Annotated in this window: 21 protein-coding genes and 1 pseudogene; 5 read left to right on the top strand and 17 right to left on the bottom strand. The window is 64.7% G+C overall.

Annotated features, from left to right (window positions below; translation table 11 throughout):
• Nucleotides 1-35 precede the first annotated feature (35 nt).
• Complete coding sequence (locus BH95_RS23555) at nucleotides 36-1,181, top strand: PLP-dependent cysteine synthase family protein (RefSeq protein WP_033189093.1); 1,146 nt, start codon at nucleotides 36-38, stop codon at nucleotides 1,179-1,181.
• Between the two features lie 114 nt (nucleotides 1,182-1,295).
• The gene (locus BH95_RS23550; RefSeq protein WP_019663918.1) at nucleotides 1,296-1,679 is read left to right on the top strand and encodes an STAS domain-containing protein; all 384 of its coding nucleotides are present in this window, start codon (nucleotides 1,296-1,298) and stop codon (nucleotides 1,677-1,679) included.
• Between the two features lie 119 nt (nucleotides 1,680-1,798).
• Here BH95_RS23550 and rho read toward each other — a convergent pair.
• The 6 genes and pseudogenes from rho to BH95_RS23520 all read right to left on the bottom strand — a co-directional run.
• Nucleotides 1,799-2,914 (bottom strand): annotated as a pseudogene (rho, locus tag BH95_RS23545) (transcription termination factor Rho); the annotation flags it as partial.
• Between the two features lie 178 nt (nucleotides 2,915-3,092).
• Nucleotides 3,093-4,532: an amidohydrolase family protein gene (locus tag BH95_RS23540; protein WP_037184506.1), complete on the bottom strand. Its 1,440-nt coding sequence runs from the start codon at nucleotides 4,530-4,532 to the stop codon at nucleotides 3,093-3,095.
• 76 nt (nucleotides 4,533-4,608) lie between these two features.
• On the bottom strand, nucleotides 4,609-5,013 hold the full coding sequence (locus BH95_RS23535; protein ID WP_230593838.1) for a hypothetical protein: 405 nt from the start codon (nucleotides 5,011-5,013) through the stop codon (nucleotides 4,609-4,611).
• 78 nt (nucleotides 5,014-5,091) lie between these two features.
• Nucleotides 5,092-6,084: an alpha/beta hydrolase gene (locus tag BH95_RS23530; RefSeq protein ID WP_033189090.1), complete on the bottom strand. Its 993-nt coding sequence runs from the start codon at nucleotides 6,082-6,084 to the stop codon at nucleotides 5,092-5,094.
• Between the two features lie 162 nt (nucleotides 6,085-6,246).
• Entirely contained in the window at nucleotides 6,247-7,572 is a 1,326-nt protein-coding gene (locus tag BH95_RS23525) for a PQQ-binding-like beta-propeller repeat protein (RefSeq protein ID WP_244165112.1), read from the bottom strand.
• A complete protein-coding gene (locus tag BH95_RS23520; protein ID WP_037184500.1) occupies nucleotides 7,569-8,948 on the bottom strand; it encodes a hypothetical protein in 1,380 nt (459 codons plus the stop codon). Before BH95_RS23520 ends, BH95_RS23525 begins: the two co-directional genes overlap by 4 nt.
• Before the next feature lie 52 nt (nucleotides 8,949-9,000).
• On the opposite strand from BH95_RS23520, the gene BH95_RS23515 reads away from it, so the two are divergent.
• Nucleotides 9,001-9,345, top strand: a complete 345-nt coding sequence (locus BH95_RS23515) for a hypothetical protein (protein ID WP_020110679.1) — start codon at nucleotides 9,001-9,003, stop codon at nucleotides 9,343-9,345.
• Between the two features lie 52 nt (nucleotides 9,346-9,397).
• Here the strand turns inward: BH95_RS23515 and BH95_RS23510 are convergent, their stop codons facing one another.
• Both BH95_RS23510 and BH95_RS23505 read right to left on the bottom strand, forming a co-directional pair.
• Nucleotides 9,398-10,102 (bottom strand): hypothetical protein, encoded by a 705-nt coding sequence (locus BH95_RS23510; protein ID WP_037184497.1) that lies wholly within the window; start codon nucleotides 10,100-10,102, stop codon nucleotides 9,398-9,400.
• Between the two features lie 26 nt (nucleotides 10,103-10,128).
• Complete coding sequence (locus BH95_RS23505; protein WP_037184494.1) at nucleotides 10,129-11,046, bottom strand: SMI1/KNR4 family protein; 918 nt, start codon at nucleotides 11,044-11,046, stop codon at nucleotides 10,129-10,131.
• Nucleotides 11,047-11,271: 225 nt separating this feature from the next.
• On the opposite strand from BH95_RS23505, the gene BH95_RS23500 reads away from it, so the two are divergent.
• Entirely contained in the window at nucleotides 11,272-12,810 is a 1,539-nt protein-coding gene (locus BH95_RS23500; RefSeq protein WP_037184491.1) for an HNH endonuclease signature motif containing protein, read from the top strand.
• Between the two features lie 187 nt (nucleotides 12,811-12,997).
• On the opposite strand, the gene BH95_RS23495 is transcribed toward BH95_RS23500, so the two are convergent.
• The 3 genes from BH95_RS23495 to BH95_RS23485 form a co-directional block, all read right to left on the bottom strand.
• Entirely contained in the window at nucleotides 12,998-13,453 is a 456-nt protein-coding gene (locus BH95_RS23495; RefSeq protein ID WP_033189085.1) for a hypothetical protein, read from the bottom strand.
• 42 nt (nucleotides 13,454-13,495) lie between these two features.
• Entirely contained in the window at nucleotides 13,496-13,960 is a 465-nt protein-coding gene (locus BH95_RS23490) for a hypothetical protein (RefSeq protein ID WP_244165111.1), read from the bottom strand.
• Between the two features lie 74 nt (nucleotides 13,961-14,034).
• Entirely contained in the window at nucleotides 14,035-14,886 is an 852-nt protein-coding gene (locus BH95_RS23485; RefSeq protein WP_037184486.1) for a helix-turn-helix domain-containing protein, read from the bottom strand.
• Nucleotides 14,887-14,935: 49 nt separating this feature from the next.
• On the opposite strand from BH95_RS23485, the gene BH95_RS23480 reads away from it, so the two are divergent.
• A complete protein-coding gene (locus tag BH95_RS23480) occupies nucleotides 14,936-15,340 on the top strand; it encodes a DUF6157 family protein (protein WP_230620956.1) in 405 nt (134 codons plus the stop codon).
• A 139-nt stretch (nucleotides 15,341-15,479) separates the two neighbouring features.
• On the opposite strand, the gene BH95_RS23475 is transcribed toward BH95_RS23480, so the two are convergent.
• From BH95_RS23475 to BH95_RS23450, 6 genes are all read right to left on the bottom strand, one after another.
• Nucleotides 15,480-15,908 carry a hypothetical protein gene (locus BH95_RS23475; RefSeq protein ID WP_037184483.1) on the bottom strand — a complete coding sequence of 143 codons (429 nt, stop codon included), beginning with the start codon at nucleotides 15,906-15,908 and terminating at the stop codon, nucleotides 15,480-15,482.
• Nucleotides 15,905-17,338: an alpha/beta hydrolase gene (locus tag BH95_RS23470; RefSeq protein WP_037184480.1), complete on the bottom strand. Its 1,434-nt coding sequence runs from the start codon at nucleotides 17,336-17,338 to the stop codon at nucleotides 15,905-15,907. Before BH95_RS23470 ends, BH95_RS23475 begins: the two co-directional genes overlap by 4 nt.
• Complete coding sequence (locus tag BH95_RS23465) at nucleotides 17,335-17,634, bottom strand: type VII secretion target (protein ID WP_033189079.1); 300 nt, start codon at nucleotides 17,632-17,634, stop codon at nucleotides 17,335-17,337. Before BH95_RS23465 ends, BH95_RS23470 begins: the two co-directional genes overlap by 4 nt.
• A gap of 114 nt (nucleotides 17,635-17,748) precedes the next feature.
• Complete coding sequence (locus BH95_RS29840) at nucleotides 17,749-17,877, bottom strand: hypothetical protein (RefSeq protein WP_279615091.1); 129 nt, start codon at nucleotides 17,875-17,877, stop codon at nucleotides 17,749-17,751.
• 122 nt (nucleotides 17,878-17,999) lie between these two features.
• Nucleotides 18,000-18,668: a hypothetical protein gene (locus BH95_RS23455; RefSeq protein WP_037184476.1), complete on the bottom strand. Its 669-nt coding sequence runs from the start codon at nucleotides 18,666-18,668 to the stop codon at nucleotides 18,000-18,002.
• Complete coding sequence (locus BH95_RS23450) at nucleotides 18,665-20,425, bottom strand: polysaccharide biosynthesis tyrosine autokinase (protein WP_442981370.1); 1,761 nt, start codon at nucleotides 20,423-20,425, stop codon at nucleotides 18,665-18,667. The genes BH95_RS23455 and BH95_RS23450 overlap by 4 nt, the downstream gene beginning before the upstream one ends.
• Nucleotides 20,426-20,430: the final 5 nt, after the last annotated feature.

The raw sequence follows: 20,430 nt of genomic DNA, 5'->3' as shown, positions 1-20,430 counted from the left end.
CGTGAATTCCGTGATCGAAGGGGTTACGTTGTGCGATGGCCGTTGTCGCAGCGTCGACCAGCTCGGCCTCGAACGTCATGGAGGTGGACGACATCACGGATCTCGTAGCGGACCAGGTGATCACGACAGCACCGTCGGAATCCGTCCTGGGCCTCATCGGAAACACACCTCTGGTGGACCTGGGAAGACTGGGATCCAGCACCGAGGCAACACTTCTGGGCAAGGTCGAGTTCGTCAATCCCGGAGGATCGGCCAAGGACAGAATCGCGGCGTCGATGATCGAACATGCCGAGCGCGAGGGTGCGTTGACCCCCGATTCTGTGATCATCGACGCGACGTCGGGCAACACCGGCGCCGGTCTTGCGATGATCGCGGCCGCCAAGGGGTACCGAACCATCCTGGTGGTGGCGGACAAGGTGTCGCCGGAGAAGATTTCGGTTCTTCGTGCGTTCGGTGCGGAGATCGTCCTGACCAGCGCCCAGTATCCGCTCGGCCATCCTCGAAACGCCCGTACCATCGTGACGCGTCTGGTGGAGCAGGTGCCGAATGCGTGGACCTCGGCGCAGTACGACAACCCTGCCAATCCCGCCGCGCACTTCCGCGGGACGGGCCCGGAACTGTGGGAGCAGACGGAAGGCCGGATCACCCACTTCGTGGCCAACATCGGAACCGGTGGAACCATCAGTGGCACAGGGCGTTACCTGAAGGAAGTATCCGACGGCCGGGTCCAGATCATCGGAGCCGATCCCGTCGGATCGGCCTATTCGGGCGAGGTCACTCCGTACTACGTGGAGGGTGCGGGCCGCGCGATGCCCGACGGCGACTGGCCGACCACGTACGACACCGACATCGTCGACCGCATCATCCGGATCGACGACGCCGCCAGCTTCCGCAGCGCTCGGGCGCTGGCCCGCAACCATGGGCTGCTCGTCGGGATATCCTCGGGAACGGTGGCGGCTGCGACGGTCGAGTTGGCGCGCGATCTGCGGGCGACGGACACGGTCGTCTCGTTGCTCATCGACTCGGGTCGGGGATACCTGGGCAAGCTGTTCGACGACGCGTGGCTGACCGAGCGGGGACTGCCGACTCCCGCCGACGAGGGGTACTCCGACGTCGTCGACGTGCGAGACGAGGGTCGGGAACTGGCCGCCGACCTGGCCCATTTGGCGCCCACCTACTGACGTTATCGTTTCGTTATCACTCGGTGATGGCACCGTGATGGAACGATTTACGGCTACGAGACCTTCTGCTGCGAGAGTTGACCTCGACGAACTCACGACGCGAAGGCAGAGAACATGATCACTGCAGCACATCCACTGTCCGTCGACCTTGCTTCCGACCCACAGGAGCACGCTCCTCGGTTCACGATCGACACCGAGTCCTACTCCTCCGACTTCGCGGTGCTCCGAGCCACCGGCGAGCTGGACATGACCGCACGCTTGCCCTTGATGGACAGCATCGAGGAGCTCACTTCCGAGCACTCGGACGTCCGCGTCGACCTGTCGGCTGTCACGTTCATCTACTCCGGAGCCGCCAGCGTCATCGTCGACGCGGTCACGGCATCCACCGCCGAGGTTCGCATCTTCGCGCCGACCAGGCCCGTGCGCATGATCCTCGACGTCCTCGGCGCCGGCCACCTCATCGTCGACAGCCTCGACCCGCAGGAGTCGCAGCGATGACAGGCAACGACGACACCGGGCCCGAGGAACGCGACGAGCAACCGAGTACAACGCCGGGTACATCGTTTCTGCAGATGTTCCTGGAAGCGAAGAACTCTCCGGGGCAGAACTGACCGCATCTAGCGAGCAGTGACTGCACGCGTGAGAAATTCGTGGTTGGACCGGGTTTTCGCGAGTTGCGTGACCAGTAGTTCGATTGCCTGCTGCGAGTCGAGGCCGCTGAGCAGGTGTCGGACTTTCTGTACGGCCGAGTATTCCTCGGCCGACATCAGTAGTTCGTCTTTCCTGGTTCCCGACGGGTTGACGTCGATGGCTGGGAAGATTCTTCGTTCGGCGATCTTGCGATCGAGTTTGAGGTCGGCGTTACCGGTGCCCTTGAATTCCTCGAAAATGACTGTGTCACCTTGGGAGCCGGTTTCGACGAGGGCTGTTGCGATGATGGTGAGCGAGCCACCGTTCTCGATGTTGCGGGCGGCACCGAGGAAACGTTTCGGCGGATAGAGCGCTGTGGAGTCGATTCCTCCGGAGAGAATCCGGCCCGACGCGGGCGAGGAGTTGTTGTGGGCGCGCCCGAGCCGGGTGATGGAATCCAGCAGCACCACAACGTCTTCACCGCTTTCGACGAGACGCTTGGCTCGCTCGATTGCCAGTTCGGCGACGGCCGTGTGGTCCGTCGGCGGCCTGTCGAACGTCGACGCGATCACTTCGCCCTTCACCGACCGCATCATGTCGGTCACTTCTTCCGGGCGTTCGTCGACGAGGACCACCATGAGATGGCACTCGGGATGGTTGAGCGCGATGGCGGCGGCGATGTCCTTGACCATTGTGGTCTTACCCGCTTTCGGCGGTGACTGGACAAGCGCGCGTTGACCTTTGCCGATGGGCATCACGAGGTCGACGATGCGGGTGGACAGGCGGTTGGGAGTGGTTTCGAGCCGCAGGCGCTGGTTGGGGTACAGCGGGGTCAAAGCCTCGAACTTCGGGCGCTTCTCCCCAGCGTCTCGGCCGTTGATGTCGTCGACGCGAACGAGTGCGTCGAACTTCTGGCGTGTTTTCTCCGGTGCACGTGCGGCGCCGGTGACGAGATCGCCTGTACGTAACCCTTTCTGGCGCAGGATGTTCGACGGTATCTGAACGTCGATGGGTCCTGGCAGGTAGCCGGTGGTCCGTAGAATGGCTGTGTTGCCGTGGATGTCGACGATGCCGGAGACCGGGCGTAATTCCGATTCCGACACCGCATTCGATACAGGTGTGGCGTGTGCTGTGGTCATGAGTCTCTACTTCCGAGATTCGCGCGAAACGCGATGTGAGCGGGAAACTAGAATTTCCCCCGATAGGTCCTCGACGCGGACCGTATCGGTCGGCGGAGAACTACCGCCAAGCTACATCAGCACTCCGGGTTCCACAACCCCCTCAGAAACCTGCCCGGTCACGCAGGGTGCGAATCGCCTGGTCGGACTCGGACAGAAGTGCCTCGGTGTCGACCCTGACCAATTCGTGGTCACGCTTGTGGACGACCCCGTCGATCATGACGAACGACACGTTCGACGGCCGGGCCGCTCGGACTACGAGGCTGGTCGCGTCGTACATCGGGGCGGTGTTCAGGGCATCGGCGTCCACCAAGATGATGTCCGCCGGTCGACCCACTGCCAGTACACCGGCTGAGTCGCCGAATCCGATGGACCGTGCGCCTGTGGCCGTGGCCCAGTCGAGGACGCTCGCGTCGGTGACGGTGCCCTGTTTCGTCTGCATTCCGCCGGGGAGGTCGGCCGTCAGCTTCATCACCTCGAACATGTCGGCGGTGCCGGACAGTACCGTGTTGTCCACCGAAAGCCCCAGCGTCACTCCCGAATCCAGAAGGGCCGCAATGGGAGGGAGCCCGTAGCCCACCTGCAGCTCCGTCCACGGGCTGATCGACACCGCCGTTCGTGTCCGTGCGATGGTCTCGAGATCGGCCGGTGTCGCGGCGGTCAGGTGAACCAGCTGCACGTCGGGTCCCAGCCCTCCCCTGGCGTCCAGCTTGGCGATCCCGCCGAGCGCCGCGGCGGCAGCGTCGGACGCCATGTGCGTCGTGATGGGAAGTCCGAGGGAACGTGCGACGTCCCATTCTTGCTGCCACACAGCATCTTCGGACCGATCAGGGCCGCGCGCGCAGATACCGAGGGAGATGAGCCCGTCCGGGAAATCGGATGACCAGGAGCGTAGATGGTCCAGATCCATCGGCTGATCGGCGCCGAGATCCTGCGGGTATCCGTAGGCGAATCGCCCGCGCACTCCGGACTCGGTCATGGCCTGAGCCTCGGCTTCGGCGTGCTCGGGGCTTCGGACGTTGTGGGCCCAGTTGTGGACAGTGGTGATTCCCGCCGACACGGCTTCGGCCAGTGCCAGCCGAACTCCGAGGGCACTGTCCGACGGAGTGAACAACGGCGAGATCGACGCCATGGACGGTGCGAATCCGCCCTTCGACGTCTGCCCGAAGCCTCGGGCGATGGAGTTCCACATGTGCCAATGCGTGTCGACCAGCCCGGGCATGACGATCGATCCGGATGCGTCGATCTCGTCGGCGCCGTCCTGCTGCAGCCCCGCGCCGATCTGCGCGATGCGCCCGGATTCGATCAGGATGTCTACATTGTTCAACTCACCGACGTTCGACTCTCCGACGCTCGAATCTCCGACGCTCGGGTCCATCGTCAGGACCGCGCGTGCGTTGCGGATCAACACCGCACCGGACTTCGCTTGATCGGTCTGCGTCTCGTTCGTCTGTGCCCGCGCGCAGGAGGCCAGGGCTGTCGATCCGCCGACCGCGGCCGCCAGCCCACCCAGTAGTGCTGTTCTCCGCGAAACTCCCGACATGATCGCCCTCTCTAGGTATGAATGTCCTTACAAATCAATATGGACATATCCACCAGAAAGTGCCCGTAAACCCGTCTCACCGCTCGGCCCGACGCCTCCCTCGCACCATCGCGTCGACTCCGCCGACGGCGAGCAGTATTCCGAGCAGCGTCAATCCTGTGTACGCACGGGGCGCCCAGATGTCGAGAACGAGGTACTGCCAGAGCGTCCACCCGACGGCGACGATGCCGACGACGCCGGCGAAGACACGTGCACCGGGGATGTCGACGATCACGGCCGCCGCACACACCAGGGGTGCGATTCCGAGGGCTACGAGCACGAAGGCACCTGCGTATCGGTAGTCCCAGGTGTGCCATTCGGGGAGCATGTCGACGCTCAGGCCCAGGGTGCCGCCGTCGGGATCGGAGACCAGGGCGATGCCGTTGAACAGCCCTGCTGCGCCGAGCATCAGCAGCACCGCTGCGGTGACGAACTTCTTCACACCTTCACCTTGCCGCATTCGGGCACAAAATTGCCCCCGACCCATGACGGGTCGGGGGCAATCCCGAGTCGAGGGAAATCAGATTCCCATGCCCTTGGCGAGCACCGGCCACGAGTCCTTCAGAGCCTGCTCCCAGTACGGCCAGTAGTGCGTGCCGACCGGCGGGAACTGGTACGTCGCCGGGATTCCGATGGAGTCCAGCTTGTTCTTCAGGTTGTGCGAGCAGAAGTTGGTGGCGCCTTCGATGACGATGCCGAGACCGAGGTTGATGACACCCTGAGGTCCGTTGCCCTCGGTGTAGTAGCGGATGTCCTCGGGCTGGGGGTTGCCGTTGCCGCTGGAGATGTACAGCTCGGTGCCGCGGAGCTTCTCGGCGTTGACGACCGGGTCGTTCTCGACCCACGCCGGGTCGTTGTCCGGGCCGTACATGTTGATGGTGTTGCCACCCTTCCATGTCTCGACGGAGAACTTCACGAACTGGCGGCCGATGGGATCGGCGATCTGTGCGCATCCGCTGTACGCGGCGACGGCGCCGTACAGGCCGGGCTTGGCTTCGGCGAGCTGCAGAACCGAGGTACCGGAGGTGGAGACACCGGCGATCGAGTTCTTGCCGGTGGAGCCCAGGGTCTCGTCGAGCAGGGGAGGCAGTTCCTCGGTGAGGAAGGTCTGCCACTTGTTGACGCCGAGGACCGGGTCTTCCTGCTTCCAGTCCGCGTAGTAGCTGCCCTTGCCGCCGATGGGGAGCACGAGGTTGACGTGCTTGTCGGAGAAGAACTCGAGCGCGTCGGTCTGCTGCTGCCAGCTCGCCGATCCTTCGCCTGCGTCGAGGCCGCTGAGCAGGTAGGCGTTGGGGGCGGGCGTGGACTCGTCCAGAGGGCGCTGAACCTCGACGGTGATGTCTTTGTTCATCGCGGCGGAGTAGACCTGAAGGTTCCAGTTCCGCCCGTCCTTGTCGATCGACGAGACTGCAGGCGCCTTCGCGGGCTCGGCCGTCGCGACGCCGCCGAGTGCGGTCATTGCCAGAGTGCCTGCCGCGATGAGTGCAGCGGCGCGTAGTGAAGAAAGCTTCATCTCGAAGTCGATTCCAGTTCCCGGCCGGTCCTGAGCCGTGTTAGTTCGTCCCCCGCACGCATGCGGCCTTCGTGTCCCTCGACACTTTATGTCTTCCGGAGCCCGCTGTTCGTTACTGGGTCGAATCAGACGAAATTCTTGACCTGATCGTGTCTGAAGTCCTCAGCGGATCAAATTCAACCTCGACTCGTTGACGACCAGCACCCCGGCGCCGGTTTCCTGGAGTGCGACTTGTTCGGATCGCCCTCCGGTGTTACCGAGCAGGCCGTCGAGCGACACCGATGCCCGACGGTGTCCTGTGGCGGGATCGATGACGAGAATGTCCTGCCATCCGATGGTGTAGGCGGATCCGTCGTACGCGGCGGTCGGCAGTACGGACTGTTGTTCGACGTCCGGTTCCCACAAGATCGCGCCGGTGCGCAGGTCACGGGCCGGGCCGTACATCCACATGACGACGCCGTCGATGATCGCGAGGTCGGAGACAGGGCTCTCCTCGTCGAATTCCCACAGCTGAGCACCGGTACGGGGATCGTAGGCTTTGCCGTCGAACAGGACGGGGTCTCCCGCACGGGAGTTGTCGACGGACAGGCGCTGCCACACCTCCTCGTTCGCAGTGGCGATCACGTTCGATGCCGAGTCGACCAGATCGGTACGGAATTCGAACAGGTCCGAACAGCGTCTGCCGATCACGAAGAACGCGTCGCCGTCGCGCAGCTCACGGCTCCGCGCGCAGTCGGGAGAGTCGAAGGTGTCCAAGGCTGCGCCGGTGCCGGCGTCGAACACCGCGGTTCCCGAGGTGAACCTGGCGACACCGACACCGCCACCGACACCGCCAGCGAACTGCACGATGTCGCCGAACGTCGTGGAGTCGACCCAGGTGTTGTCGTAGGTGGTCGTCCAGTTCTCGTCGAGATCCGACAACGATCCACTGTGGACGCGGACGGTGTAGCCGTCCGGGTCCCCTTCGACGACGTAGACGTCGGTGCCGTCGGTCCCGACGCCGTGTATGTTCCATCGGGTCCCGTAACGCGTGAGCTCACCGTCGCCCGGGTCGATGGTGACGACGTCCGAGTGGCTGCGGCACAGTATCTTTCCGTCGAACAGTGCCGTCGAGCATCGTCCAGTCCCGTCGGCAGGCGTCGTCCACCGAACAGCGCCGGACGCCGCGTCGATTCCGACGAACTCTGCGCGCTCGAATTTCTTCGAGTCCTGATTGGTGAGGCCGGCTTCGGCAACGAGCACGTCCCCGGCGTCGACGACACCGCCGAACACTTCACCGTACCTACCGCCTACGGGGTCCTCGAACGTCGCGAACTCGTTTTCGAGTACATCGGAGGCGTCGACGGTCCAGACAGCGCCAGGGGCGGTTGCCGTGGCCACCGAGGGCACATCGGACTCGTTCGTGGACGTCGAGACCAGGTACACGGCCGCACCGACCGCCACCACCGCGACCACAGCTGTTGCGGCCAACCTTCGGTGCGCGTTCACAGGACATCCAACCCGTCGGCAGTCGCGATGGCGATGAGTGCGTCTGCGGTGAGCGGCTCGTCGGGTTTCTCGGCGTGCGACCGGACGTCCACCTGCGTACCCGACGGGTAGGTGACGGTCACGACGCGCGTCGATCCCCCAGCCGGGCCCGATTCCGGCGCAGGCGAATAGGAGTAGCCGTTCTCGTCGACCTCGAGTACCGCTCCGCTGTCCAGAGTTTCGGTTCTCATCGGCCGGTCGGCGTAGGACGGGTCGTAGACGTCGGGGACCACGGGGAGTTCGGCCCCGCCGGTGATCGTGACGGTCAGGTCCGCACCCGTGTTCTGTACATCGACGTGCGTGCACACTGCCGACGTACTGAAATCGACGAGCATCAGGCTGTCCAGTGCGGGGCTGAAGGACTCACCGATGTCGAGGTCTCCCAGCGCGTCGTTCAGCTCACCGGCTGTATCGCCGTCGATGGGCGGTCCGTCGTATTCGAAACCGAAGGAATCGGAGCACCCACGGGTCGGCTCGGGCGTGTCCGCGGGGACCGGTGCACTCACACGCAGTTCCGGTTGCTCCGCGATCTTTTCGAGCTCGGCGACGGTCAGCACGATGTCGCGATCACCGGTCCTGGTCGACGGAAAATTGGGCGCGTCCGACGCTGTCGCGGTCACCTGCGTTCCGTCCGGATAGTAGGCCTCGACGGTGCGAAAGTTCGTTCTGTCCGGCCCGTACTGGTACCAGGATTCGTTCACGTCCACCACCGATCCGTCCGCGGAAACACTTCTCTCATCGACCTGACCTGCCACACACGACGGCACCGAACCGTCGCCTTTCCGGACCGAGACCGCGAGCAGTCCCGACGTGTCGCCTCGTGCCATGTCGGCTGTCGCTGAGGCGAATCCTGGAGGCCGCGGTCCACCCGGATCAGCGGGAGACTGGGGAATCGGTTGGAAGATCAGAGAAGTGCGGCGGCTGCCGAACTGGACCTCGACCCTGTCCGGCAAGGCGGCAGCAACGGCGTCGGTCATCATCACCGCTCGCCGGCCGTCGTACCAGGGGTACTGCGGGTTGTCGTAGGTGTCGACGCTGGTCGAGATCTGGCCCCGGATCGCGGACTCGGCAGGAGGTTCCACGGTGTCGCAACCTGGTATGGGCGCGTCCGCGTCGACCTCGGGTTCGAGGTAGGTCGTGTCCGTTGGTTCGGGCACGGGGGTGGGCTCTCGGGTGGGCTCTCGGGTAAACGACGACGGGGCGGCCTCGGACTGCACCGTGTTCGGCGGAGACACCCGGTCGACGACGGCCGCAACGCACACCCCGAGTGCCACGAGGGACACGATCGTCAATGCGTCGGCCCAGATGCCTGCGCGGCGCGAGTCCAGTCTTCTCACCGGTCGAAAGTACCGGGTGCACGGCTGTCGGTTCCCAGGCAGGATCACGGGTATGAACACATTTCAGCGAGTCGCTGCTCGGTTCAATGCGCTTGTACGTCCGCTGTTGAACGCGCCGGTCGTCGGCAGATTCGTCTCGGGCACGATCACCGAGGTCACCTACACGGGCCGCAGATCCGGCAAGCAGTTCAGCGTCCTGGTGGGCTACCGTCGCCGCGGCGACGAGGTGATCATCGGCGTCGCGATGCCGGACAAGAAGAACTGGTGGCGGAACTTCTACCCCGACGGCGGCCCCATCTCCATCGACCTCGACGGCATCACCCGGACCGGCCACGCCGTCACCCGCAAGGACGGGTCTTCCGTCTCTGTGAAGGTGACACTCGATCCGCGCGCATGATCGCGTCGAGGGTCCAGCCTCTTGATCAGGCGCGGCTGGACCCTCCGCTGACCTACTTCTCGAACAGTGCATCCGGCAGTGCGGTGTCGACGCTCAGAATGTCGAGATCCCGCGCAGATCCCTCGGTTTCGAGGTAAACGCAGATCCCGGTCTGGACGTCCAGTCGCACGATCGACGGTGGTCCGGGTATCCATTCGTCTTCGACGAACTCTCCCGAGAGCATCGGGCAACAGTCGCATCGTGGGTCGTACGCGGCGGTCGGGGTGGCGATCGCTTCCCACGCGGTGCGGCCGTGATGGGTCACCACCCTCGACTGCGACAGATCGACCGTCGGGCCGGAGGTCGTGTCGTGGGCGGATCTGGCCAGTTCGACGGGGTTGAGCATCGCGACCCAGAGGTAGTCGTCGAACATCGGGTCGTCCCACTCCACCGACGGGCCGTGCGTCTCGGGCGGCACGCTCTCGACGAGACCGTCGGCGTCGTACACCGGAACCACTGTGGACGGCCAACGTCCCTGCACCGGAAGCCATGGACCGTTGTTGCTCCGCGTCATGGCACCGTCGAACGGCCTACTCGCCTTGTGCACGACGACGCGACCGCCGTTCACTTCCACCCGCATCGCCCCTGGCCGACGGATCCACGCGTGGACACCGGTGTCGAATCGGTCTGGCGAACGTGTGAATTCGACGCTCGTCCACCGCCACGGCGACGACTGCGCGAGGCGGCGGAACTGCAGAATGGACGGGTTCTCGATCACCAGTTCATCCTCGCAGGCCCCGCCACCTATTTTTCGTACGTCCAGTCCAACTGACCGTCGACGACGCTGGGGACCCAAGCACCTGCGAACTTTCGGCCGGTCTCGAGTGCGTCGGCGAGGTCGGTGAGCATGGCGCTCAACGAGATCCATTGGGGGCCCTGATCGTCCGCGCCGACCTTGTCGAATCCGGTGACACAACCATGAAGCGGCCCTGGCCTGGAGTCGATGAACAGAAAGTTTCCGTCCACTCCGGCGAACGGCAGGAATTCTGGGAGCCATGTCCCCACTCGATCCCCGGCGTCGGATTCCTCGGGCACATCCTCTTCGAACTCCCCCCATACCTCCAGCTCGACCTGCCATTCGTCGATCACCTGCTCGAGACCGAACAGATCATGCGACGGCAGCAGTGGGAACCATGCGTCCGACGCGAGTCCGTCGACGTGACCGAAGAGCTGCTTCAGCTCCTCCGGCCAGGTCGTCTGGGTCCGGGCTTCGGCGTCGTCGATGAGGTGCTGAGGCGCACCTGCGGACGGCACCTTCGTGTGGTGCGTAGTCAACCAGCGAGAGATTCGACCCCACTGCTGCGCGACGTCACCTGCCGGTGTCGAGAATTCCGTAGGCTCCCGCGGGGCAACAGAAGCCACGGGAGCAATCGTGGCAGCATATTTCGCGGACCGCTCCTGTACGTAGTCGATTGCGGCCTGCACCCTGCGGCCGAGCTCGTCGTCGCTCAGCGAGGTGTCACCGAACGGCACGGTATTGCCGGGCTGGTCGTCTATGACGACGTTGCCGTACGTTCCGACGATCGTCCCGTCCGAGGCACGTGCCATCGCGCGTCCTTCCGCGACGATCATCCGGATTGCAGTCTCGCGATCGGGTGCGTGTCCACTCGACAGTTGCGACCGCTTGGTCGTCGGGTTGAACACCGAGACATGCCATTCCACGGCTTCTCCTCACTTCGATTGCGACGAGCCTATCGCACCTCGAGTCATCGCACTGATGTTCGAAAACTTGTCGGTGGCACCGGGTAGTCTTCTCACATGCTTTCAGGGGGAGATTCAGAAGCAATGGCTCAGTCAACGATTGTCACTGACACACAACCACATTGGCGAGCATCCGGTGACGGTGTTCCTGTAATCGGCCCCTCGTCCCTGCGCGAGGTCGTCGAGATGATCGAGAAGGGCACGGAGGACGTCGGTCGCATGCAGACAGCCGGGCTTCACAATGCGGATCGACGCGCTCTACTGGTGCGCATGGAAGTGGTTCGTCAAAAGTTGTTCGCGTACAGCCACACCTGGATCGCAGATCTCGTCGACCAGCGAGGCTTGGACGACATCTACGGGTCGGTTCCCGAAGCCCTGTCCGTGTTGTTGCGATCCTCCGGAACGCGAGCGGGGCAACGTATCCGCTTGGCCATGGAGTTCGGTGAGCGCACATCCGTCACGGGTGAGCGTTTGGAACCGTTGTCACCGAACACCCTTCGCGGCGCGGAGGACGGGCTGATCAACGAGGAGCATCAACAGATCATCAGAAAGTTCTTCTGGCGTCTGGGATCGAAGGTCGACATCGAGACGCGGGAGAAAGCGGAGGCTCAGCTGGCGGAACTGGCACGCCAGCTCAGCCCCGACCACCTGAAGGCAGCTGCCTCGCGCTTGTACGACCTGATCGACCCCGACGGTGATGACGAAGACCCCGCGCGGGTCGCGGATCGATGCTACGTCCAGTTCGACGAACAAGGGTCTGACGGCTTGTCCCGCGGGAAGATGGTCGTCGACTCTGAACTGCGTGCGTACATCGAGGCCGTCTTCGACAAATGGGCGAAACCCGGACAGGCCAATCCAGCAGATCCCCCACCGGTCGTCGACTCACCTGATGACGCGGACGGTTGTGACGATCGACCTGATCAGTCGAGCGTTCCGAAAGACGCCACGGGCGACGGCCAGCCCGCCGAGGGCGAACCGGTCGATGAAGAGGCGGCAGCGCGGGCGCGTCGAGATCTTCGAGGCAGGGGGCGACGGCAGCACGACGCGATGAAGATGGTGTTCCGGCAGATACTCGCGTCCGGAAAGTTGGGGATGCACAGGGGACTTCCCGTGACAGCCGTGTTGACGATGAGTGTGAAGGATCTCGAAGCCGCTTCGGGCCATGCGGTGACCGCAACCGGGTCCCTGGTGGAAATGCGGGATGCCATTCGGATGGCGTCACACGCCTATCAGTGCTTGGTCATCTTCGACAACGACGAACGTCCGCTTCAACTTCGGCGCGCCAAGCGATTGGCGTCGGCGGACCAACGAATCGTGTTGATAGCAGCCGATCGTGGATGCAGCTTCCCCGGCTGCACCCGCCCTGCAACGTGGAGCCAGGTCCACCACATCGAAGAGTGGGCGGCCGGTGGAAACACCGACATCGAGGACCTTACTTTCGGATGCGATCGGCATCATCCCTTGGTCGGCCCGAAGGACACCGACTGGGCCACGACCAAGGCCGGCCCCGACCACCCCTATCCAGGCCGCACGCTATGGCATTCCCCGACAACGCTCGACCCACTTCGACGTGGGCTACTCAATCACTATCACCACCCCGACGAGTACATCCGACCCATCCCGGAACTCCCCCTGTTCGGTCCCGTCGACTCCATCGATACTGAAACGAGCGACCCCGAAACCAACGACCCAGAACCAGGCAACCCAGGGGCCGCCCGAGAATAGGTCGACGCCCGAGCCCACGGTGGCGGGTGACACCACCCCACCGTGGGCAGGTAGCAGACCCACAGCGGCACAGAACTTGACATGTGCCGCCTACAGTCATGCCCTGAGCCCGCTGCCTGTGCCGTACACCGCTGACCGATGCGTCATGATTCGATTCCGAGTTGCGACGACCACTTCGGCCGAGCTCTCAATCGGCGAAATTAACTCGGTCCGACACAGAAGCAACTGGTCTACGGAAATGTGGCTGTAGTGCGGCAACGATGGCGGCGAAGACTGCGGCAGGTAACGCTCCCATCAACATCAGCACCCAGAACCCGGTCCAATTGAGCAAGCCGAAGATGGCCATGAATCCCAATGCAACTGCTGCACAGAGTGATACGTTCCGGTTCAGGGCGACACCCGCAATTACAGGTGGAGCCGCCAGCAAGATGCCGAGGAGCGCAACGGGCACCAACCCCACTGCGTCGAGAATGGAATCCGTACAAGTAAATCCGGATCTCCCGTAGAACGGGCTCAGTTCACCAATCTTCCCGCACGACATCGAGATTGTCGCAACCGGAGACAGTCCGGAGACGATGGCGTACGCCATCGCCAGCGCGGCGAGCGCGAACCACGTCCCGCGGAACAGTACTCGACTCCTCATAGTGCGAGACTAATCGAGACCGACGATGACACCCAGCTCTTCTCAGCTCGGTGCGCTCACTTCGACGTGCGCTGGCCAGATGTGCATCTCGACATGCACTCGGGCGTCCTCGTCCGGGGCTGTGTAGGTATCGAAGTACTTCGCGCGACCACGAACGAACACTCGGATGCGGTAATCGCCTTCAGGCAGTGTGAACGGTGCGACGACTTCTCCGGTGGATCCGTCGAGGAAGACCTCCGGGTCCTCGCAGGCGTAAGCGACCTCTTGGGTTTCTTCCCATAGCGCACGCTCGGCGTCGGTCAGTGCGGGTGCTGCTGGTCCAATTCTCACCGTTACGTGGACTTTGCCGCGCCCACCTGCGTGGATCACCACCAGACCTCGGCCTCCCTTCACCAGATCGGGCGGTGTCGGAAAGCGTTCGGTAGGGACTCCATCCCTGTTGCCGATCGAGTCCAGGATGAGAGCCCCGGCCATCAGGTCGATGTCCACATCGATTACTTCGCGCACCTCCCCGACGTTACCGACGAGCATCAGAGCAGTACCTCGAGGATGCCGTCATAGGGGCAGCCCTGAGATATCGACTAGCCCTCGGCCTCGCCACCAGAAGGCATTGCCCGTAGGTACTGCCCCGGCGTGATGCCTGCGACGCCTTTGAAGTCGCGGATGAGATGTGCCTGGTCGGTGTAGTCGAGTGCTGCGGCGATGGCGCTGACGTCGGCGTCGGGGAGTGAGAGTCTGCGCACGACTTCTTGGAGGCGGATGCGTCGGACTATTGCTTTGGGCCCCATGCCCAGTGTCTCCTTCAGTGCACGTTGTATTGCGCGTTCGCTGACGCCGAGTCGGTGTGCGAGGGCGGGTCCGGTTCTCGATCGAACGCTCTCTGCCAGGTCGTCTACCACCGCGTTCGCGAGTAGCCGGGACTCGGTGATCGGGTGCTTCTGCAGCAGATCCTCGATCAATCGGTCTGCTCGTTCGGCGCGGTCCGATGGGGATGTTTCGGCCGCGATGGTCGTTAGATGTCGGGTGAGGACGGCGTCCAGCTCAGCGGTGACGGGTTGCTCCTGCTCCACATTCGACGGGTCGAGGTCGGACAGCACGGCCAGTCCTGCCGGGCGCAAACGGATCCCGAAGACCCTGCCTGTGCCGCGGATCGTCCTCGACCATGCCCGGCGTTGGACGTTGGTCAACATGAAAGGTGCGGGGACCGAGCCGGATTCGATGCTCAGCGTCACGGCGGGGAATTCGAGCACCTGCTGATCGATGTCCGTTCCGTCCGGCAGGTTCCACTCGACGCTCCAGTACGTGTCGACGACGTCGCGCACGGACTGCGCAGGCGTGAACCACCGCGCGTCGAACAAGGACAGGTTGGCCGGACCGAGCACGCCGGATCGTTCGGTCACGTCGATCGGTCGATCCAACGGGTGTCGAACCATGTCGCAATTGTGCAATACGCTGTCGCTGCCGGTGGGTGACGATGTCGCCATGAGCACCGATTACCGCAATGTCTTCATCGAGGCAGCCCCGGACTGCCCGGCCACCGAAGGCGAGGAGCCGCCCGCCGGGCGCGGGAATGCCACGGTCGCGAGGCTGCAGTACGAACTGCTCTCGCGGGCGCCGTACGAGATGAGCTCGGACGACGTGCTGTTCGCCGTACACGCCGCGAGAACCGGCGTTCCGCCGAGCGAGATGGACGAAGCGAGGGCAGCGTTCTTCGCCAAGGATCAGGCGTGCCTGCGTGCCTCCCCGCTCGGCAAGCGCTACGGGTGGGGCACGCACCACGACGGTGAGGGTCGCGTCGCACTCTATGGACTGGGCACAGCCGAGTACGAACGCCTGGCCCGCGACCCGAACCTGGGGCACAAGGCCGCCATGAAATCACGACGGTAAACAGCGCCTGGGGGGCTGTGGAGAAGCATGTTCGCGGAGCCTCGAGGGTGGAGCGTGCTGTCGGGACTTAGCACCCCTACTGACGACTCCGCACGCCTGCTCTGACGCGAACAGGCGTGCGGGGTCGGTAAAAGGGGTGTCAGGTTCCTGCCTGCGCCAGTCCTTCGTACGGGAAGGGTGGCGAGGACACTGCGAGGCTGAGTCGCTCGTCGTCGGTGAGCCTGCCGATCAGTCGATAGCCGTCGGGTGAGGTTGCACGGACGGATCCGAAGTCGTCGGCAGATCGGTCGTCGACGCTCCATCCCCAGTCCGCCCAGGCGTGCGCGAGGACGGACAGCGCGTCCCGCCCGGTGCATCCGAGTACCCAGTACGCGGCCGAGAAGCGATGTGGCCCATCGATGGTGGTGTTGTCGTCGTAGGCGGGCTCGAACTTGCCGAGGGCGAGCTGTGATTCCGGGAAACTGGGGTGCTTGCGGTTCAACTGCACGTCCGACGGCAGTGCGCGTCGAGACTTCTCGAGTGCGTCCAGTGCGCGGTCTCGTGCGTCGGTGCCGAATAGCGTTGTCATGCAGCACCCTTGCCTGCGATGATTCGGCCGATGGTGTCGAGGGCGGGGTTTCCGCGGTCGAAGTAGTTGCTTCCGTCGAAACGCGCGGTGCCCTCGACCGGGCTGGTGGCGTCGAGCGATCCAGGAAGCGACGTGTCGGCCGCGGCCACGACGACGTCTCCGTCACCCAACGAAGCCCGCTCGACGACGACACTGCCGTACCCGTGACCGAGGACGGTGTGGTGCGCGGCGTCGCCTTCGTGGGCCGCACGCAGACCTTCCTGAAACCGTTCCAGCCGCGGGGCACCGGCGTCGGCGAAGCTGTCCGAGGTGGCGTCGAGCAGGGTGGGAGGGGCGTTGTATCCGAGCCACGCGATGACCGAGTTGCGTGCGCCGCTGACCATGTTGGCGGAGTCGAGCAGGTTCTCCGCTCGTGAGAGGTCTCGTCCGATGGAGGCGAGCACCGTGGATGCTCCCGGCACGTAGGTGGCGACGTTCTGGGCGGTGTCGGGGTTGTTCAATGCCAGTGCGCCTCGGCCGTGTTCGTCGATGTTCAACAGGTAGGTGGGCGCTCCGGCTCGGCTGAGTTCGGCTTGGACGGTGTCGTATCCGGCGAGGGCTGTCTCGGCGGCGTCGCGGTCGTCGAGCCATCGGGCGTAGTCGCGCAGGGCTGCCGCGTCGTCGTGGTTCTCACTGGGCAGGTTGCGATCCTGCAGCCAATCGCCATGGCGCGCTTCGACTTCGGCGACACGGTCTCGCGCGTCGGACACGAGGGTGTGCAGAAGGACGGTGTTGTATCGGGATTTATCGTCGGCGGGCAGTCCGTCGCGGTTGCCGATGGTCGGGTCCCACACCGCCAGGCCGTCTCGCTCGTAGGGGGTGAGCCTGCTCCACAGCTCGGCCAGGTCGTGGGGTTCGTCGGGCAGGATCGACCGGATCTCCGGGATGTAGGGCTGTGGCTCGGCGACGGGCTGGAGGCCGAGGACCACGTCGACTGCGCGCTGCAGTTTGGTGGCGTAGGTGTAATCGGTGTCCACTGCGCTGCTGAGCATGGATTGCAGTTGGGTTTCGATGCCCTGCGCACGCTGCTGCAGATCGGGGTCGGCGACGCGCACGCTGCCGTCGTCGAGGACGTCGAATCCACCGGCGAGCGCGGTGTCGACGACCGCGAGAACGGACTGGCGGACGGCGGCGATCTCCCGAGCGGCGGCGTCGAACACCGCGGTGTAGGCGTCGATGGCGTCGACGATGCGGGTGTCGGCGACCTGGTCGACGAGGACCCGGGCGGTGTCGGCGGCGTCGCCTTCCCACCGTTCGAGGGTGTCGCGTGCAGCGCGGGCGACGCTGCGGAGGGACTCGTCGAACACGAGGTTGATCTGTGCCAGATCGTCCCCGACACAGGTCAGGGTGGCCGGATTCCAGGCTCGCAGTTGCGAGACGGTGACGGTCATGCCTGCTCGCCGAGGAACTTGTGCAGTTGCTCGCGGAACGCAGCTTCGGTGCGGTCGTAGCTGGTGGCACTCGATCCGGCGGCCTCGGCGATCTGACGGATGCGTTCGGCGGCCGTGCGGTAGGCGGCGAGAACTGTCTCGGCGGAGTTGCCCGCTACAGCCCCGAACGCCGAGTGAGGCATGGCCTCGACCCCCACCCGGAGCGGCGGCGACGGGTCGAGTGATGCCACAGCGTCGGCTGTCCTCGTCAGTGACGACGACAGCGCACGCAACGAGTCGGGATCGACCTGAAGCATCCGTACCCCCTCGGTTCGGCGGCCGTGCCTCAGGCCGCCATCCGCATCAAACGCCTTCTATTCCTGTTCGACGCAGCGGGGAGTGAAACGGTTCCCTCGATTTCCGAGATGAAGCTACAACTTGCCTGTCATGGCTGCGGCAGCGAGAGCTATCAGCACTGCAGTCCACAGGCCGACGACCACGGCAACGTGGAGGGGACGATTCTCACCGGGTGGGCGAGGGGGCGCCGTACGTGATGGCATGAGGACGATTGTGCAGGAACATGCCCTTGGATTGGTTTCGAGAACAAAAAAATACTTCGGTTGAATGCATGAGCTTGGTCATACCGAGCGTCACGTTCCACGCAATGTCACAGGCAACCTGTCTAGCTTCCGATCGGCCGAAATCCTGCTCCTGTGCCGCCGCGTGTGTTCAACCGCGCCAGAGATTCGGCTGCGGATGCGTAGACCGTCGGGCTCAGGACGGGGACGGTGTCGGCATGGCTGGCGATGCCGACGAGTGTGGTTCCGCTGACCAGAGCTCCGCCCGAGTCGGCCCAGAACGTGGGCGTTCCCGTGACGATGTCGGTGTCCGGTCGGACGTCCAGGACGGTGCCGCATGTGGTTGCGGTGGCCGCGCCGATCTTGCAGACAGCCCGGCCGGGCAATGTGGGTCCGATGTCGGTGACGGTGATCCCGCCGCGCGAGGACACGGGTATCACCTTGGCCGGGTCGAGTTCGACGACACCGTAATCCGGACCCCAGTGGCCCGAGACGGTGACGCCGACCGGTCCGGCACCGGGGTTGTCGACGAGCGTGACCGGCAGGCCAGGCGACAGCACGCAGTGTCCGGCGGTCAGTCCGACGAGTCGTCCGGCCGCGTCGTATCCGACGGCCGCGAACGAGCACGCCGTGAGGTCTTCGATGCCTCCGGTCGTGATGTATCCGGTGCCCGGCCCCACGAGAGCAGCGGGGGCAGCGGGGGCCGGCGATGCCACCGCAATGCTCGCGACGAACGAGAACACGGCGGCTGCGCCGAGCCGCGTCCCTTTCATTCCTTGTATCGCCTCGACGGTGCAACGCCGTTGTCGAGCGCCCCCGGCTTGCGCACGGAGGTCGCCGGAGGCCGCGGGGTTCCCGGAGGCGTTCCGGGCGGCGTGGCCGTCGGGGGACGCGGTGTCGACGTGCGAGACGGCCCGGCCTCGTACGACGTCGGCGCAGCAGGCGGTTGTCCCGTTCCGTACGGCGATGCGGGCGGCGTGACCGGCGGCGGGGTCACCGGGGGCTGTGCGGCCGGATGCGCGACCGGTGGTGATACCTGAGGCGGCGCGACCGGTGGTGACGCCTGAGGCGGCGCAGCCTGCGATGCGGAAGCCTGCGGTGGGGAAGCCTGGCTGCCGTCCCATGCTGTGACGCTCGATCCCGGTGTCACCGGATTGGGGGTCTGACGAGGGATCGACGAGTCCGTCTCGTAGTAGTACGAGTAGTTGTCGCCGCCCTTGCGTCCGGCGGGCATCATCGTGAACACGGCGCCGAGGATGTGCGCGCCGATGGTTTCGAGGTTGCCGACGGCTCGGGCCACCTCGTTCTCGGTGGTGTGGCCGTAGCGTGCGACGACCAAGGCGCCGTCGCTGTGGGTGGTCAGCAGTGCGGAGTCGGTGACCGGAAGCAGCGGGGCACCGTCGACGATGATGTAGTCGAATCGGCCGCGGAGTTCGTCGATGACGCGCCTGGATGCTTCGGAGCCGAGGAGCTCCGAGGGGTTCGGCGGCAGCGGTCCGGAGGCGAGTACTTCGAGGCCTTCGTATTTGGTGGGCTGCATGACGTCGGACAGGTCGGCCTGGTTGGCCAGGACGGTGGACAGGCCGACGGATCCGATCAGTCCGAGGTACTTGGAGACGCGCGGACGCCGCAGGTCACCTTCGACGAGTGCGACGTGGTGGCCGGCCTCGGCGAGAGCCAGGGCGAGGTTGACGGCGACGGTCGTCTTTCCTTCGGCCGGAACGGCACTCGTGACGACGATGACGCGCGGCGGGTGGTCGACTTCGAGGAACTGGAGGTTGGTGCGCAGCTCGCGGTAGGACTCGGCGCTCGGCGAGTGTGCCGCGCCGAATTCGACGACGGCGTTCTCCTTGAGGTTCTTGTCGAACGGCAGGCTTCCGACGAGAGGGGTCTTGGACGCTGCTTCGAGCTTGGTGCGGGTCTTGATGGTGTTGTCGAGTCGGTCGCGCAGTACTGCGAGTGCAATGCCGAGCAGCAGGCCGACGGCGGCACCGAGGGCGAGGTTGCGGGTCGTCTTGGGGCTGACGGGGGCCGACGATTCCTGGGCCTGCTCCACCAGTCGCACTCCGGCGGCGGGGGTTCCGCCGTCTTCCGGCGTCTCGAGTTCACGGACCAAGGTGGTGAGCTGCGTTGCGAGGGAGTTGGCGATGTCGCGTGCCAGGCCGGGCGAGGTGTCGACGACACAGATGTCGAGCAGCACGGTGTCCGGCGTGGACGTGGGTGTCACCTTCGCTGCCAGCGCTGCGGGCGAGATGTTCAGGCCCAGTTCGTCGACGGTGCGCGCGGCGAGCGTCTCACCGGTGACGAGCTCGGAGTACGACGCGACGCGCTGCTGCGAGAACAGGTTGCCCTGGTAGGTCTCGCTGACGGTCGATCCTCCCGACGTCGAGACGAACACTCGACTGCACGACTGGTAAGTCGGGGTGGTCAGTAGCGACACCGCAAGTGCACCCAGCACTGCGACGGCCACGGTGACCACGATGACCATCCATCTAGTTCGCAGTATCTGTAGGTAGTCCTGGATTTCCACTTGGG

Source organism: Rhodococcoides fascians A44A (genome assembly GCF_000760735.1).
Classification (GTDB): domain Bacteria; phylum Actinomycetota; class Actinomycetes; order Mycobacteriales; family Mycobacteriaceae; genus Rhodococcoides; species Rhodococcoides fascians_E.
The sequence above is the reverse complement of the archived record's forward strand: the minus strand, read 5'-3'. Positions and strand labels throughout refer to the sequence as shown.